Here is a 16,631-nt window from a genome sequence, read left to right on the forward strand (position 1 = left end):
TTTTGATATTCCCTCCCTCGGCTTAAATATTTTGATTTTTAATGCCAAATTAAACTTTGTATTTCATCAGAAATTAATTAATGATTAAAAATTATATAAAGAGTTGGCGAAGATTATTACCTATAGTAATAGGATTTTTACTGGTAAGTTGTTTTCAACAGACACCAGCAAAAAGCCCTGATATTACCGTATCCACAACTCCAACAGCAGTGAAAAATTTAGGACAAGAACTACCAATTTCGGCTGTTGCAACAACTCCCAACGGTACACAAATTCAATTAGAAGTAGCGCAAACACCACAACAGCAAGCAATGGGATTAATGTACAGACCAACTTTACCAGATAACCGGGGAATGTTGTTTGATTTTGCTTCACCCCAAGCAGTTAGCTTTTGGATGAAAAATGTACCCGTTCCTTTAGATATGGTTTTTCTGCGTAAAGGAGTAGTCCAATATATCGCTTCCTCTGTACCTCCCTGTACAGAAGAACCTTGCCCTACTTATGGTCCCAAAACTCTTATCGATCAAGTGATTGAATTACGTTCCCGACGAGCCGCAGAATTAAATTTAAAGATAGGGGATAAAGTAATAATTAATGATACTATAACCAAGTAATTACGTAAAATAAATAAAAGCAAATTTGCTTATATAGCTTGCTAGTTATACATTCAATAGAATTATCTTAAAAAAGTATCAAAAATAGTGGTATAAAAACAAATTGTAATGTTAAGATTTGCTATACCGATTAAAGTTATTAGTCTGCTCTACTAGCAGTTCGGATATCAACTTTAAATTTTGACAGCAAAAATCTTCCTTTTGGTGTACGTGTAAACAGTCGCTAATAGGGGAGTATAGGCTATGGAATCTTTGTTACAAGAAATTAATTAGCCGTCATTACTTAAGTAGAAAGTATTAAACTCTTTTAAATTAAGCAAAGTGCTACTTGAGACTATCGATAAGAAATCAAGCTAAAATATTTATCTCGCTCACCTCCCGCTTGTTTTCTGGTGTCGGACAAAATGTACCCAATTTTTTATCAAACAAATTTACAGTCACAAATGAATTACTCGCTACTAGCTACTTATCAACTATGGATAGATATATAACCATGCACTCTACCGAAGGAGGGGAGATAAAAATGACACAAACTACTTATTCGCGGCTGATTAATTTTTTGCAAGATGATTTGTCAATTTCTGCGGCTTCGCTAGCAGTAGCTTTACGACACAGCGAACAAGATCCAGGTCCATTACCAATGATTTTGTGGCAATATGGTTTAGTGACTTTAGAACAGCTAGAGCAAATTTATGATTGGTTGGAGACAGCATAGGTTAGCTAATGAGTAGTGCAATGCGGAGAATTGAAAGATGTTGTTACAAAGACTCCACTTTCTGCGAAGACTGATTCCAAATTTAACAATATACAAATCAATTGAGCGAGTTGACCATTCAACTCGCTCTTTTAGGTATTGGGGAATTGGTTAGGAGTTAGGAGTTAAGAGTTATGAATTAGGAGTTAGTTATTACAGGTTTGACATCCAGACCTTTAACCTTTGATTCAGGAGTTAAAAATTTAATATAAGAATCCTTATGGAAAATTGAAAAAATCAGTATAGTTAACTGTTCCCTGTTAAGATTTCCCTAGTCTTTACAACTTATTTAAAAATCAAACAGAATTCCTATAGTATAATAACCACCTATTTAATGATTTGCACTGTCTGTACAATAAAGTTACAAGCAAAAATTGTTGTAGGGCAAGTAGTAGATTGTAGTGGTGCAAGTAAACACTCTTCACTTTCGGCTGTATTGAACTGCAAAACACTACTAATTGTAACGTTACAACAGAAAAATACTTTGTTTTGCTTTGCATGAGTAATGGTAACTTATCATTATTCAGAAGCTACGACTTGTTCGGAGTTATGGTGATTGATAGACCAACGATGGGAAATTTCCATAGAAGAAACCTGACAAACTTGTTCCAGATGCTTTTGTTGGACGGCAGCTTTACGGAGCGTAATGATTAATTGATTTACCTGGTTCCGTAAATCTGGATTGTCATTAACTGCTGTCATAGTTTGACGTTCGAGCAATTGCAGGATTAATTCGTAATGGATAGGTGAAGGAAGAGGAATTTGCTCCATGAAGTTAAAAATAATTGGTAGGCTTGAGATTCCCAAGGGCGTTGCTCAAGATGTATGATTTTTACATGAATTTTTACATAGCCAACAAATAATGCTTTAAAGTCTCGATAGCGCACGTTGGTTATGAAAATTTTGCTAAGAGATTAGCTATCGCAATTGCTGGATCGGGTTGTTTCACCAAGGATTCACCAATCAATACAGCAGAAGCACCATTATTGGTAACTAAGCTTAAATCGTCAGGGGTATCCAATCCCGACTCGCTAACAACAAGGATATTTTTTTCTTGTAATTGTTGATTCCTTGCCTGTAATAACTTACAAGTAATTTTTAAGTCAACAGAAAAGTCTTGTAAATTACGATTGTTGATACCAATTAAAGAAACACCATCTATCGCTAAAACTCGGTCAAGTTCTTCTAGAGTATGAACTTCAATCAAAGCAGTTAATTGTAAAACATTGGCGATTTTGACGAAGTATTGTAAATCTTTGTCGCTGAGTATAGCCGCAATTAACAAAACCGCATCAGCACCGCGAAGCCTTGCTAAATACATTTGGTAAGGATAAATTATAAATTCCTTACACAGTAAAGGTAAATCTACAGCAGCACGAACCTGGGATAAATTTTCAAAACTACCTTGAAAAAACTTTGTATCTGTAAGTACCGAAAGACAGGTAGCGCCACCTTTTTGATACTCTAAAGCAATTTTTACCGGGTCAAAATCTTCCCGTAAAATTCCTTTACTAGGAGAAGCTTTTTTTACTTCTGCAATCAAAGCCGGTTTAGTTTTAGCTTGACGTAACGCTGCAACAAAATCGCGAGATGGCGGTGCATTAACTATTTGACGCTGCAAATCCTGCAAAGATTGCTTTTCGCGCATTTGCTCAACTTCCGCTTCTTTATACCAAACAATTTCTTCCAAAATATTATTTGGCTCCGCATCAGCAGCGGCAATTTGATACCGTAATGACAATACAGCAATATCTGGATGAGGTGGACGACGACGGATTTGCATGATTCTAATTGGGAATTGGGAATTGGGAATTGGGAATTGGGAATTGGGAATTGGGAATTGGGAATTAAAATTAATAACTCCGGTGATTCTGTAGAGACGTAGCAATACGCCCCACCTCTACAAATCAATCCCTTCATCCGTCTTGGAAAGTTTTGGGGTTCGAGAATCTACACGCCAAACTTTCCGCAAAATCTAAAATCCAAAATTCTTTAACTATAAAGCAGCTCGTTTGTATGCTTCATCCAAAACTTCGGAAAGTGTAGGATGGGCATGGACTAAATGAGCGAGTTTGTTAACACTGTGACGATTGGCGATCGCCGCACTTGCTTCATGGATAATATCAGCTGCGTGGAGTCCGAATATATGAACTCCAAGAACCTCTCCCGTATCCTTACGATACACAACCTTGGCAATACCATCGGCTTCACCTTCTGCTAAAGCCTTGGAATTACCTTTGAAATAACTTTTACTAACTCCAACTTCAAATCCTTCGGCTTGTGCTTTTTCCTTCGCTTGTTCCTGAGTCATACCTACATAGCTAATTTCTGGATGGGTAAATGCCGCTGCGGGAATACTAGAATAATCAATTTCCTTAGTTCGACCACAAATATTTTCTACGGCAATAATACCTTGAGCAGAAGCAGCATGAGCCAGCATCATCTTACCCGTAGCATCACCAATTGCCCAGAGATGGGGTACGGGTTGCCCTTCACTTAATACTGCCATCGAGTCATTTACTGGGATAAACTTACGTCTATCGAGTTCTACACCAACCAAATCTAAACCGATATTTTGCGTTGCTGGAATCCTTCCGGTAGCTACCAAACAAGCATCAACTTCCAAAACATCTACATCTTCTTTAGTTTTAAAATCTGCTAATTCAATTACTACAGGTGAACCAGGAGTGATTTTTTTAGCGTATATTCCCGAATAAGTTTCAATATCACGATTAGTAACCAATACTCTTTCCGCAAGTTTAGCAATATCACGGTCAAATCCCGGCATTAACTGCGGCAAAGCTTCAATCATCGTAATTTCGCAACCCAAAGCCGAGTATACATCAGAAAATTCCAAACCGATGTAACCACTACCGACAATTGCCACCCATTGCGGCAACCATTCTAACTTTACCGCTTGGTCGCTAGTAAATACGGTTTTACCATCTACCTCAATCCCTGGTGGAACAAAAGGAACCGAACCCGGAGAAAGAATAATATCTTTAGCTGTAATAGTTCTTTCCCCGTTAGGAGTATCAACCGTCACCTTTTGCTTTCCGACAAGTTTACCCCGACCTAGAATAATATCAACACCCAAACGTTTAAGAGAATTAGTTAAATCGGATTGAATCTTAGCAACCAAATTATTGGCATGATTTGCAATATCCTCTCTTTCAAACCGAACGTGATCAATTTGAATTCCTAACGCTTTGAGATGGTAAGCATCGCGCAACTCCCGTACCTTTCCGGAAGCCGCAAGTAGAGCCTTCGAGGGAATACAGCCACGGTTAACACAAGTCCCCCCCATATCCTCCGCTTCAATAATCGCAGTTTTCAAACCACAGCTAACAGCGTGTAAAGCAGCCCCATGTCCGCCTACTCCAGCCCCTACAATCACCAAATCGTAATCAAATGCCTGACTCACCGTTATATTACTCCGCGTGCTTCTTCGTACTTATTTTTAACTGAGTGCAGCGATACTGCAAGTCTTTTTTATTTTAGAGTTTTATGAAACTTTATTTATAATTTTGGCTACCATACCAATAGTTTACAAGGAAGTAGAGTTGGGGAAGTTGGGGGAGAATCCCAAATTTTGATAAAAATTATCGTAATGCTTCCCACTGATATAGTAAAAAGGATAAAGTGTCATACGAACGACATCACCCTTATAATTAAGAACTGTATAAAATCCCGTGACCTTGAGCCTGTCTGCTGTAAAATCTCCGAGCCAACCTTGGCAGGGACTAATCGAACAGTATCGCCAATACCTGCCTGTTAGCGAACATACGCCGGTTGTAACCCTTTTGGAAGGTAATACACCTTTAATCCCCGCCCCATCAATTGCACGACTCATCGGTAAGCAAGTACGTGTTTTCGTCAAATACGACGGTTTAAACCCTACTGGTAGTTTCAAAGATAGGGGAATGACAATGGCGGTTTCTAAAGCCAAGGAAGCTGGAGCCAAAGCAGTAATTTGCGCGAGTACTGGCAATACTTCCGCCGCAGCCGCAGCTTACGCTAGACGCGGTGGAATGCGAGCTTTTGTGATCATCCCCGATGGTTATGTAGCCTTGGGTAAATTAGCTCAAGCTTTGCTTTATGGTGCAGAAGTACTGGCAATTAAAGGAAATTTTGACCAGGCTTTAGAAATTGTCCGACAAATTGCCGAGGAATATCCGGTAACTTTGGTTAATTCTGTTAATCCTTACCGTTTGGAAGGACAAAAAACCGGCGCTTTTGAAGTTGTAGATATTTTAGGTGATGCTCCAGATTGGTTGTGTATCCCCGTGGGTAATGCGGGAAATATCACAGCATATTGGATGGGTTTTTGTCAATATCATCAAGATGGTAAATGCGGACATTTACCCAAAATGATGGGTTTTCAAGCAGCGGGTGCTGCACCATTAGTGAATGGGCAAAGAGTAGCTCATCCAGAAACTTTAGCTACAGCAATTAGAATTGGTAATCCCGCGAGTTGGGATAAAGCAGTAGCAGCCGCAGCAGCTAGTATGGGTGAATTTAATGCTGTCACCGATGAAGAAATATTAGACGCTTATCGACTTTTAGCATCAGAAGAAGGTGTTTTTTGCGAACCAGCCAGCGCCGCTTCTGTGGCAGGATTATTGAAGGTAAAAGACCAAGTTCCCCCAGGTGCTACTGTGGTTTGTGTGTTAACTGGTAATGGTTTGAAAGACCCAGATACGGCGATTAAACATAATACTAGTCAGTTTACCCAAGGTATTGAAGCAAATATTAAATCGGTTGCCGAGGTGATGGGATTTTAATCATTCGTAATTCGTAATTACTTTTATTCTCTAATTTTTAGCAATGGGATTGCCTATTTGCTCCTAGCTAAAGTTAAAATTAGAACGATAATTAAATCAAAATCTTTCACATATAGTGTTATAACTATTTGGATGAAATTCTTGAATCAAGAACGATGAGTAGTAATTACAGATAATGCAAGTTGTAAAAAGACCCATCAAACCCAAAACTTATATATCGTTCCTCTATATTTATTCAACAACTTGGGGAACTGCTGGTGATATTTGTTTAATCCGCGAAACTGTAGCGAATGAAAGTACATCTAAATTCATCGGTCGCAAAGTCAAGTTATCGCTTCCCAGAGGACTGGAACGTCATCGTGTCGAAGGTTTTCCTGTCATCAAAGTTGCAGGTCATGTCGGTGAAGGACACCCAAAAGACCCCGAATCCGAGTGGGAAGCTTATGAAGGTATAGAACGAGAAATTGCGATCGCGATTTTGAAACCTTGGGGATTCAAGTTAGTTGAATTGGAGTAAATTCGTGTAATATTAGCCATTAACTGGATGTTGTCCATAAAACGGTAAGGCTTCCGTCCAATCTGGACGTTTTCCTTGCAACCAATCAAAATACGCCAATTGCAGCATACTTGTCACCGTTGCAGCTAACCCAGAATTTGCTTCCACAAGTTGATAATTCCCGCTCTGATCGGCTAACTTTTCTTGCCATGCTTCGGGTGATATTATCGTATCTGGCATTACAGCAGTAAGTCCACGACCATTTTGGGTAAGTTGATAAATCGCAGCAAAAATCATACCTCGCTGCCCTGGCATTTGTATCGCGATCGCAATATCATCATTAACTCGGTTTTCCCAAGCAAATGCAGCCAAAGTAGAAACCGCGAACACCGGAATATCCAACTGTTGTCCTAAAGTACGAGCAGTCACAACGCCAATACGAGTTCCCGTAAACCCCCCCGGCCCCTTCGCTACAGCAACAAAAGACATATCAGCCCAAGTTTGAGGTTTAATAAAGTCTATCAAATATTGATGCATCAAATTAGAAATATTACGGTCTAATTTAAATACATCGGAACGATTATCTCCAGCAAAATCACTGAGAGATAAACCGAATTCGGGAGTGGTAGTATGCAGCGCTAAACCGTATTTGTTCACTTTTGGTATTGGGTATGGCAAAATAATTCTTAACCCCGATGGTACTAGCCCCTAACTCTTATGTTGGAACCATTTCACCCGGACGTAATTTAGACCACTTGCCTTTTTCTTCCTTAAAACTCAAGCATCCGACAACATCCCACTCCATTTCAATTATGGAGTCTTGAGTGCGAATGTTGACATTTATACTAGGTTCATTAGGATCGAAGGTAGGTGTTTCTGTTAAATGAGGTTGTTGGTGCTGTGTTTCTACTGCATTATAGGTAATACAGCGGTCTACATAATGACAATTTACGCAAATACACATATTAAAACCAACGATTAGTTTTGCTTTACTGCTAATTTAGCTTAAGTAACGCGATTGTTGCCTAGCCTTTTGGTTTATTTTTATGACAATATTTAACCCAGAAATATTTACCCCGGAAAATTTACCTTTTAATCGGGAATTATTACCAAAAACAGCTTATTTAGTAGGTGGTGCGGTACGAGATGGGATTTTAGGAAGAACTCGCGATTATATAGATTTAGATTTTATTTTACCTTCAGAAGCAGTAAATATAGCTCGCAAAATCGCAAAATATCATCAAGCTGGCTTTGTTTTACTCGATGAGCAAAGACAAATTGCTCGTGTAGTTTTTCCCCATGCTACCGTTGATATTGCTCAACAAGAAGGTGATTCTTTAGAAACCGACTTGTCGAGAAGAGATTATACCATAAATGCTATAGCTTATAATATTCATACCCAAGAAATAATTGACCCGCTACAAGGTGGTAAAGATTTAGAAAAAGGTATTTTACGGATGATATCAGCCGCGAATTTGCAAGATGATCCTCTACGTTTGATGCGGGGATATCGTCAAGCTGCACAGTTGGGTTTTACTATTGAACCAGAAACCCATTCAACAATTCGCTCTTTGACTGAGCATCTCAACAAAGTTGCTGCCGAACGAATACGGGTAGAATTGGGATATATGTTAGCGCATCCTCAAGGTACGTCTTGGTTAATTAAAGCTATTGAAGATGGTTTATTAAAATCTTCTTTTAAAAATGCCACATCCCAAAGCTGTTCTCTACTTATTGAAGTTGACAAAGCTGCTTCTCAATTAGCAGAACATTTACCAGCTTTAAAAGGAATATTACAACAAAATATCAAAGATACAGTTAAAACAACTCGGTTGGGTATTGCTAAATTAGCTTGTTTAGTTAATCCCAAACCAGAAATCGCAGAAGTAGAATTAGAACAACTTACCTACAGCAAAGCTGAGGTTCAAAGCGTAACCTGTGCCTTAAGACTATTGCCCAAGTTAAACAAATCCTCGATGTCTTTGAGAGAACAATACTTTTTATTTCGGGAAGCGGGTTGCGTATTCCCGACTACAGCTGTTTTAGCAGTAGCTTATGGTAATGTAGTTGAGGAAATGTCCGAAGACAAGTCGCTACAGACATACGCATCCTTACTAGCCCGCTACTTAAACCCTGATGATCCGGTTGCACATCCCACTCAATTAGTAAGTGGGATACATATTATATCATCATTGAACCTGCCTTCGTCACCACTCATCGGTAAACTACTGACAGAAATAGCAGTGGCACAAGTGGAAGGCAAAATTAGCACATCTTATGAAGCGATCAAATTTGCACGGAGGTTAGTTCAATTAGATACCACCGGAGTTGTAGAGACGTAGCAATGCTACGTCTATTAACAATTAAACATCAACCATTTTTATAATCAGCGTCTATCCAACAACGTGGTAAAGATTCACCAGAAGGAAAGACGAGATTTTCTTTTTTAAAAGATTCTGATGGTTGTTCTTCTTGACCTTGTTGTTGTTTAGCTTCAATACTATCAGTATTAGGATTGATCAGTTGTTGGACATCAGTTACTTTAATCAATTCACCATCATTTTTGAGTTGCAAAAACATTTATGGATACCCGTTACAAATTTTTCCAAATTAATAACGTCAGTTTATATGCAATTTTGTATATCAGGCTTCCCGCTTGAGTGTAGTAAAATTAAAGCCTCCCTCTAATTATTTCTCTTTCTCAGGAGAGAGGCTTTTTAATAACTAAGTAATAATTGAGTAATAACTAAGAACTAATTATTGGCTTGTTCGACTAATTTTTTAAAATACAAATACGCTTCTTCTGGTGTTAGTGCTTCCGATTTATTGTCATGAGAAATAAAGTACTCTCTGTTATCGGGAAAAAAACGTACTGTAAAACTGGGAATTAAACCTAACTGTAAAGCTTGTTTACCGAGTTTATCGGTAACTTCTGCTAAAGAGTATTCATCGTGAAATTGATAAACAGTCATTTTTACTCCTTGGAAAAAATTATTTATTCGTAGCTTTTTGATACTATGAAAATTACATTTCCTGCTGATATTTTTCTAAAATATCCACAAGATTTACTTGACACTGTGTAGGTACTAAATCAATTAAAGGTACTTCATGCTTTCCACCACCAACCTTTATGGGAATAGATTGTAAAACATTAATTACATCCTCTTCATCGATAGATTTATCAGAAGTTATTAAAGGATAAACTTGTTCAGCTACCATGGTATGCAATTTAGCATCCGATAAATAAAGATGCCATTTAGCTATATCAATATAGACATTTTCGCCAATTTCAGCGGCTAGGGCTTCCATGAATTCTGCGTTGCTAGTCATAGCCTAAAAATAAGTCCTATAGAATTAGTGCCGTATTATTTACAAGCTAATTGAGAATTATGCTGAAATTCTCAACACAACTGTACCACCGCGAGTTACAATCGCCCTAGCTTTGATAATCTATCTTCAGGTAGATTTTGGTGGAGTATTAGAATAATCTGCAATCACCGAAATATAAATTAGATGTGAGAGTAGTATAAATAACCAACTCAAGGTCAAAATTGGTAGCCACTCCCAACTAGCTAAAAGAAAATTGTGGAAAAACCACAAACCGGAATTAAATAGAGCAAATATCGCCACATGAACGGCGAAATTCATTCTATCATCTAATTTACGGTAAGCTGGGTCATTCTTACGGTCTGGTTTACGGGGCCAACGAGGAGGCATAATATTTACGAAATAAACAATCAATCAATTATTTATACAATTTTAATGTTATCTGTGCCACAAATCGAATTTATTTATTAAAAAATCAACTCAGCCCTGTCTAGACGTTTCCTTTCTTTAAAACAATAGGAATAGATTCTCACTAAAATCAGTTCAACTCATTTTTTTTACACTTTTGAGAATTTGCCAATAGGAGATTTGGTGTTATAAATTAGGCTGATTCTTTATCGGGTAGTTATTAGCATTACTATGTCACGCAAAAAACAACAACAACCAAACGGATGTGGATGTTTAAATATTCCTGTGTCCGTAATATTACTGCTTTTAGGAGGTGGTTATTGGTTATTTACTCAAAGAGATAATTTAGGTATCATTGAACTTTTATCTAGCAATCAACAACTAAATATTCCTTTGATTTCCGCAACTCCCACTGCTTCTCCGACTTCAACTTTTATTCCAACTGTATCACCTAGTCCAAAAATAGAAATTACAAATAAACCAATCACACCACCATCAAATCAAACAGCTTGGGAGAAAAAAGCAATTAGAGGAATTTATTTAAGTCGTTATCACATCACCAATAATGCTAGCGAAAACATGATTCGTGAAAAAGTCCGCTACTATCGCGATCGCGGTTTTAATACAATTATTCATGGTGTGTGGGGCAATGCTTGTACTATGTATAAAAGCGAAGTGATGCAGCAAACTTTAGGTTTTAAAAGTTGTCCTAATTTATTTGAAGACAAATGGTTAGATTGGTTAATAGATGAAGCACATAAACAAGGAATGGAAGTTCATGCTTATTTTGAAAAGGGAATCAAAATAGATAAAAATAGTCCGATATTTGATTTAGCTATTTCTCGAAAATGGATTGTTCCCGGTGTTGATAAAACTTATGCAGGAATCGAGCATTATGTGCTTGATGTAGAGATTCCCGAAGTTGCTGATTTCTTTCAAGAGATATTAGTTGAATTTGTCAAAAAATATCCCAAAATTGATGCAGTACAATGGGATGATTACTTGGGTTATCATGCAGATTTACCAGGTAAAGTTAATCGTACCGCTCAGTTAACAAATTTTTTAAAAAATATGATAAATGCAATGAAACAAGTTAACCCTTCGGTTAGTTTTGATATTTGTCATCATAATCCTTATTGGGCTAAACAATATTTTGCCGCTGATTATCAACAATGGAAAGTGGATAGAATATTTATTCAAGCTTATAACGAATCTGGTTTCGCAGAAGAAGTCAATTATGCTCAAAAATATAACGGTATTGCCATTAATGATAAGCAGTTTCATCGGATAAAAGAGTTAATAAATAATCCAGAAATTAAAAGTATTTTAGTTTTTCCTCTTGATGGAAAACCAGAAGAAACTGCCAGTAAATTACACAACATAACGCAAAATATTGAATAAGAATTTTAACTGGATAATTGACACTTTACGAGTAAAAGTTTAACGAAGCATCTTTGGAAGATAGCATTCACCTTTAAGTGTGGTTGCTGATAACAACGAGTATTTAACCGGACATTTGCAGCGCTTCAAAATCTTCGCTGGGGAAGAGAGCATATAGCCAATTTATCCTTCCTCAACCCCCCGATGATTGTTTTATCCAAAGAATAAAATATTAATTTTCGTTCAATTGCTAACAAATTGATTAATATATTAGCATCCGGAAAAAAAAATAAATATTTCCACTTAAATTATTTTTTTTAATACAAAGAAACGGTAATTTATTCTACAGAAATAATTAATTAAGTATAACAACTCAAAATATCAAAAAATAATTGTTTATAAAAAACATTTGCCATTCGCGAAAAATGGTTTTAAGATTAACTTTACTTGCTTATCTTAACTTTCATACATCTTTTACTTTTTCTGTTAAATTAGATTAATCTAAGAATAGTAAGTTAGTTGCTTACCATCTACCTCCTAACTGACGCTCTCTATGCTGGTTATGCTGTCAGTAGACGGTTCTTTTAAATGATAAATACCCAGGGTAAGGATTAATAGCAATACAACCTTGTTTGTGAGTCAGTCGCCGCTAATCTCTAAATAGTACTGCTGCAAAATGTTTATTTTGTGTTTGCTTGAGTTGATGTAAGTTACGATAAATTGCATCTTCCTCCATTAGCAAAACACACAAACAATAGGTTTTTTGTATTGTTTTTACCAACCAAGGTTAATTTTTGCGGTATCTCTATAGTAAATTCCCAGCCACTTCAATGAAAATACTTCCTATTAGTAGATACAGATTTTTTCAGAAAATACAGCCAGTTGCGCTGCTCAAAAAAATCACTAGCAACCCCGTTACTGGATGTTTACAAGTGTTTAGTGTATCAGATTCTTGGTCATTTGATTTTAGGGAAGGTAAGTTAATTTATGCCTCTCGTGCGGATAAAATGTTTAATTTACTTTATGCAAAATTGCAACAGTATAGTAAGCAAATTCCCGCACTTGGGCAAAAAAAAGTATATCAGCAGTTACGAGTAATATTTCAAAAAAGTATTGACAATCAAGCAATACTTAATCCGGATTATTTAGCTATTTGCTGGTTAGTAGATCAAAAGTTAATTACTGCTACACAAGCTAAAGTAATAATTAAAGAATTAGTTAGTGAAGTTCTCAGTTCATTTCTTAGTGTAAAAGAAGGAAGTTATGAATTTACAACAGAAACGTTTATGGGAAATATGCCTAATTTTTGCAATCTCGATGTAAATTTATTCATCGAAAACTGTCAGCAAAAGTTACAAAATCCCGAAAATAAAAACCACAAAGTTATTTTAAATAGGACTTCAAATCAGATACCAACTCAACAACCATTACCAAAACCAGGTAGCACTCAGATAAATAGTCAAGCAACTAATCAAACGACAAATCATTCCTACAAAAATGGTCAACGTCTTCATCAGCAGAATTTTCGTAACAAGGTTTACACCATAGTTTGTATTGATGATAGCCCCACAGTATTAAACGCTATTCAATGTTTTTTAGATGAACAATTTTTCAACGTCATCGGTTTTAGCGAACCTTTAAAAGCTTTGATGCAAATTCTTAATACAAATCCAGATTTAATTTTACTAGATATAGAAATGCCTAATTTGGATGGTTATGAATTATGTTCGCTATTGCGTAAACACACATATTTTAAAGATGTACCTGTAATTATGGTGACAGGAAGAAAAGGTTTGATTGATAGAGCTAAAGCCAAAATGTTTAGAGCTAGTGGTTATTTGACTAAACCTTTTACTCAAGGAGAATTGTTGAAGATAATTTTTCAACATTTGGTATAACATCAGTTATAAATTACCAAAGCAAGATTTGCATAAATTGACGACATTAGAAATTAGATTTTATTAAATATGAATGCATCTGATATCAAGTTATCTATAACCGAACCACAAGTAAATTTGGGAGATGGGTATCTTCAATTAAAGTTAAATGCAAGTACTATTGCAGTTTTGTTGGTAAAATTTACTCAAGAAGTATTTGTATTACCCTATGAGTTGATAACTCCTATCCCCAATATATCGAAGTTGATTTTGGGATTGATAAATTGGCACAATCGAGTTATTTGGGTTGTGGATTTACCAAACATATTAGGTTTAGAGTCACAAACTTCTCAGCTACGACAGTACAATATTATTGTAATTCGTCACCAAACGGAAACTATCGGTTTAATGGTTCCAGAAGTCAAAGGTACCATAAGATTTAATTCTGATAATATTCAATCTGCTTCTGAGCAAGTTTCACCTGATATAATTCCTTATTTAGAAGGATGTATTTGGCGCGAAAACGAGTTCAATTTAGTTTTGAATATACAGGCTATTTTAAAGTTATTCTAAAATCTACTTTCCTTGACGATAAGTAAATAGAAAAAGTTCACAAGTCAAATATTGTACTAAGTGTTAATTTCAATTACTTTATCAAAAATTACAACTTAAGAGACAATTAAGCTCAGTTTGAAATACTTGAGAATAGCTGATGAAACCGAATCCCAACCAAAGAATAAACTTCCCAAAATACATCGATAATCAACCCAAAAAATCACAAAATTTCTTTGTCAAACAATTGACACAATTGAGAAAAATTAGTTTAAGCGGTAAAGCTGTAATGCTATCTCTTGCTATTTGCAGTTTACCGACAGCAGGAATTACAGTATTCTCGTATCATTTAGGGCATCAAATCATTACCGCAGAAGTTAGTAATGATAAAGATGTAAATTTGGTTAAAGAGTTAGAAGAAACTCAAAAACAGTTATTATTAATGTTAACAATTGGGACTGTAGCCGCTGCATTACTTGCGGGGATTTGCGCTGCAACTCTTGCTCGTCGTTTGATTTTGCCGATTTATGCTGCAAATATAGCAGTGAAAAAGATGGCTAACGGTAATCTGAATAGCCGCATTCCCATCAAAGGTAAAGATGAATTTGCCGTTTTAAGTAGCAACATTAATCTAATTGTAGAACAGTTACAAGAATTACTTTTTCAACAAAGAGTTGAAAGTGAACAATCTAAATTACTTGCAAATGCAATTATTTCAATTAGTCAATCTATTGACCAGGAAAATTTATTCAAGAAAATTGTTGCAGAAGTCAGACAAATTTTAGGAGCGCATCGAGTAGTTATTTATCATTGTAATTCTCATGGTGAAGGAAAAGTTATTGCGGAAGAAATTGCTCCAGGTTTACCAATAACTTTTGGAGACACGATAGAAGATATTTCTCTTACCAAGGAACTTAGAAATTTTTATAGGAAAGCTGAAGTTTTAGCTATTAACAATATTGATGAAGCCGGATTAAGTCCCGACTATTTAGAGTTAATGAAACGCTTGAAAATTAAAGCAATTTTATTAACACCTATTTTTATAAATAATCAACTATTCGGCTTTTTGATAGCGCATCATTGTTGGAAACCTCATCTTTGGCAAGCATTTGAAATAAATTTATTAAAACAATTAGCAATTCAGATTGGTTCGACTTTAGAACAGATAAGTTATTTAGAAAAAAGCCAAATAATTCAACAGCTTGCAGTTAATTTATCTGGGTTGATCAATTATCAAGATATTTGTAATGTAGCAGTTGAAAATATCCGTAAATTCTTAAAAGTAGAAAAGACACTGATTTATAAATTAGAATCATCCCCAAGAGGAAGTTTTATCGCTGAATCGCAAGCTGTAGGTTTCACTTCTGCCTTGGGTAAAAAATTTGATTTTCCTGTATTAAGCAATCATCTTTTTACAAATCAGCTAGATGGTGTAATTGCTATTGATGATATTTATCACGCAGGGTTTGAAAATTCTGTCATCAAAGAACTAGAAACATTAGACATTAAATCAATTTTACTTGTACCGATTTTTGAAAATGACAAATTATTTGGTTATTTAATCGCTTGTCAATGTTCTCAATCTCATATTTGGCAGCAATCATCTATACAATTATTTGAAGAAACTGCTGTAATTCTGGGAGAGTTTTTACAACGAGTCAATGGTATTTTTACAAGCGAACATTTATCCGAATCGCAATTGCAACAGCAACTCTTGTTAAGAAGAGATATTAAAAAGCAAGATGCGGAAATTAACCGAACTTTAGAAGCGGTAAAAGAGATGAGATATTCAATTAAAGCTGTAGCAAAAGGTGCTAGAAAAGCCGCATCAATTACTGGTAAAGCTTTTCATACCGCCAATGCTGGTGTTACAGCAATAGATTTAACCGTAGAAAATATTCATTATCTCCGTGAAACAATAGGCGATACTGCGAAAAAAGTCAAATTACTCGGAGAATCTTCACAAAAAATTTCTCATGTAATTTCATCAATTAATCAGATAGCAATGCAAACCAACTTACTCGCTATCAACGCTGGAATTGAAGCTACACGAGCAGGAGAGCAAGGACAAGGGTTTGCTATCATAGCCGAAGAAATCGCCGTTTTAGCCAGTCGTAGCGGTGACGCAACCGCAGAGATTGAAGAAGTTGTTACAAATATCCAGCGAGAAACCAGCGAAGTCGTCAAAGCAATGGAACTAGGAATTGCTCAGGTAGTTGAAGAAACCCGTTTAATTCAAGATACCAAGCAAAATTTAAACGAAATTCTTGATGTCAGCAATCAAATTGATGGATTAGTTGAATCAATTTCCGCTGCTACAATTATTCAAGTAAAAACTTCTAAACAAGTCAATAACTTGATTAAAAAACTTAGTTGATGGTTGATAGTTGATAGTTGATAGTTGATATTTATTTCCCCCCATCTCCCCATCCCCCCATC

At 36.0% G+C, this 16,631-nt stretch carries 18 protein-coding genes; 9 read left to right on the forward strand and 9 right to left on the reverse strand.

Translation table 11 applies throughout. The annotated features are described in order from the left end of the window. The first annotated feature begins 80 nt into the window (after nt 1-80). Both IQ247_RS05195 and IQ247_RS05200 read left to right on the forward strand, forming a co-directional pair. Entirely contained in the window at nt 81-614 is a 534-nt protein-coding gene (locus tag IQ247_RS05195; RefSeq protein ID WP_193917728.1) for a DUF192 domain-containing protein, read from the forward strand. A gap of 523 nt (nt 615-1,137) precedes the next feature. Further along, nucleotides 1,138-1,329, forward strand: coding sequence for a DUF2949 domain-containing protein (locus IQ247_RS05200; RefSeq protein WP_228059491.1), 192 nt, complete (start codon nt 1,138-1,140; stop codon nt 1,327-1,329). Between the two features lie 558 nt (nt 1,330-1,887). On the opposite strand, the gene IQ247_RS05205 is transcribed toward IQ247_RS05200, so the two are convergent. From IQ247_RS05205 to lpdA, 3 genes are all read right to left on the reverse strand, one after another. Continuing rightward, the gene (locus IQ247_RS05205) at nt 1,888-2,139 is read right to left on the reverse strand and encodes a DUF5340 domain-containing protein (RefSeq protein WP_193917730.1); all 252 of its coding nucleotides are present in this window, start codon (nt 2,137-2,139) and stop codon (nt 1,888-1,890) included. A 121-nt stretch (nt 2,140-2,260) separates the two neighbouring features. Continuing rightward, nucleotides 2,261-3,154 carry an indole-3-glycerol phosphate synthase TrpC gene (gene trpC, locus IQ247_RS05210; RefSeq protein ID WP_322745428.1) on the reverse strand — a complete coding sequence of 298 codons (894 nt, stop codon included), beginning with the start codon at nt 3,152-3,154 and terminating at the stop codon, nt 2,261-2,263. Between the two features lie 210 nt (nt 3,155-3,364). Continuing rightward, nucleotides 3,365-4,792 carry a dihydrolipoyl dehydrogenase gene (gene lpdA, locus IQ247_RS05215; RefSeq protein WP_193917734.1) on the reverse strand — a complete coding sequence of 476 codons (1,428 nt, stop codon included), beginning with the start codon at nt 4,790-4,792 and terminating at the stop codon, nt 3,365-3,367. A gap of 268 nt (nt 4,793-5,060) precedes the next feature. On the opposite strand from lpdA, the gene thrC reads away from it, so the two are divergent. Then, nucleotides 5,061-6,152, forward strand: a complete 1,092-nt coding sequence (thrC, locus tag IQ247_RS05220; protein WP_193917736.1) for a threonine synthase — start codon at nt 5,061-5,063, stop codon at nt 6,150-6,152. Nucleotides 6,153-6,327: 175 nt separating this feature from the next. Beyond that, complete coding sequence (locus IQ247_RS05225; protein WP_193917738.1) at nt 6,328-6,669, forward strand: hypothetical protein; 342 nt, start codon at nt 6,328-6,330, stop codon at nt 6,667-6,669. Between the two features lie 12 nt (nt 6,670-6,681). On the opposite strand, the gene tsaB is transcribed toward IQ247_RS05225, so the two are convergent. Further along, the gene (tsaB, locus tag IQ247_RS05230) at nt 6,682-7,305 is read right to left on the reverse strand and encodes a tRNA (adenosine(37)-N6)-threonylcarbamoyltransferase complex dimerization subunit type 1 TsaB (RefSeq protein WP_193917740.1); all 624 of its coding nucleotides are present in this window, start codon (nt 7,303-7,305) and stop codon (nt 6,682-6,684) included. A 58-nt stretch (nt 7,306-7,363) separates the two neighbouring features. Further along, complete coding sequence (locus IQ247_RS05235; RefSeq protein WP_193917742.1) at nt 7,364-7,612, reverse strand: Ycf34 family protein; 249 nt, start codon at nt 7,610-7,612, stop codon at nt 7,364-7,366. Between the two features lie 82 nt (nt 7,613-7,694). Here IQ247_RS05235 and IQ247_RS05240 point away from each other — a divergent pair, with 82 nt between their 5' ends. Further along, a complete protein-coding gene (locus IQ247_RS05240; RefSeq protein WP_193917744.1) occupies nt 7,695-8,990 on the forward strand; it encodes a tRNA nucleotidyltransferase/poly(A) polymerase-related protein in 1,296 nt (431 codons plus the stop codon). A gap of 28 nt (nt 8,991-9,018) precedes the next feature. On the opposite strand, the gene IQ247_RS05245 is transcribed toward IQ247_RS05240, so the two are convergent. The 4 genes from IQ247_RS05245 to IQ247_RS05260 form a co-directional block, all read right to left on the reverse strand. Beyond that, complete coding sequence (locus tag IQ247_RS05245; protein ID WP_193917746.1) at nt 9,019-9,228, reverse strand: acetyltransferase; 210 nt, start codon at nt 9,226-9,228, stop codon at nt 9,019-9,021. Nucleotides 9,229-9,401: 173 nt separating this feature from the next. Then, nucleotides 9,402-9,620 carry a hypothetical protein gene (locus IQ247_RS05250; RefSeq protein WP_193917748.1) on the reverse strand — a complete coding sequence of 73 codons (219 nt, stop codon included), beginning with the start codon at nt 9,618-9,620 and terminating at the stop codon, nt 9,402-9,404. A gap of 52 nt (nt 9,621-9,672) precedes the next feature. Further along, entirely contained in the window at nt 9,673-9,978 is a 306-nt protein-coding gene (locus IQ247_RS05255; RefSeq protein WP_193917750.1) for a DUF3181 family protein, read from the reverse strand. 126 nt (nt 9,979-10,104) lie between these two features. Beyond that, complete coding sequence (locus IQ247_RS05260) at nt 10,105-10,365, reverse strand: 2TM domain-containing protein (protein ID WP_193917752.1); 261 nt, start codon at nt 10,363-10,365, stop codon at nt 10,105-10,107. Nucleotides 10,366-10,614: 249 nt separating this feature from the next. On the opposite strand from IQ247_RS05260, the gene IQ247_RS05265 reads away from it, so the two are divergent. The 4 genes from IQ247_RS05265 (at nt 10,615) to IQ247_RS05280 (ending at nt 16,569) form a co-directional block, all read left to right on the forward strand. Continuing rightward, nucleotides 10,615-11,784, forward strand: coding sequence for a family 10 glycosylhydrolase (locus IQ247_RS05265; protein WP_193917754.1), 1,170 nt, complete (start codon nt 10,615-10,617; stop codon nt 11,782-11,784). 809 nt (nt 11,785-12,593) lie between these two features. Then, complete coding sequence (locus IQ247_RS05270) at nt 12,594-13,661, forward strand: response regulator (protein WP_193917756.1); 1,068 nt, start codon at nt 12,594-12,596, stop codon at nt 13,659-13,661. 69 nt (nt 13,662-13,730) lie between these two features. Next, on the forward strand, nt 13,731-14,213 hold the full coding sequence (locus IQ247_RS05275; RefSeq protein ID WP_193917758.1) for a chemotaxis protein CheW: 483 nt from the start codon (nt 13,731-13,733) through the stop codon (nt 14,211-14,213). Nucleotides 14,214-14,352: 139 nt separating this feature from the next. After that, the gene (locus IQ247_RS05280; RefSeq protein WP_193917760.1) at nt 14,353-16,569 is read left to right on the forward strand and encodes a methyl-accepting chemotaxis protein; all 2,217 of its coding nucleotides are present in this window, start codon (nt 14,353-14,355) and stop codon (nt 16,567-16,569) included. The last annotated feature ends 62 nt before the right edge of the window (nt 16,570-16,631 follow it).

Source organism: Plectonema cf. radiosum LEGE 06105, assembly GCF_015207665.1.
GTDB lineage: Bacteria > Cyanobacteriota > Cyanobacteriia > Cyanobacteriales > Nostocaceae > Rivularia > Rivularia radiosa_A.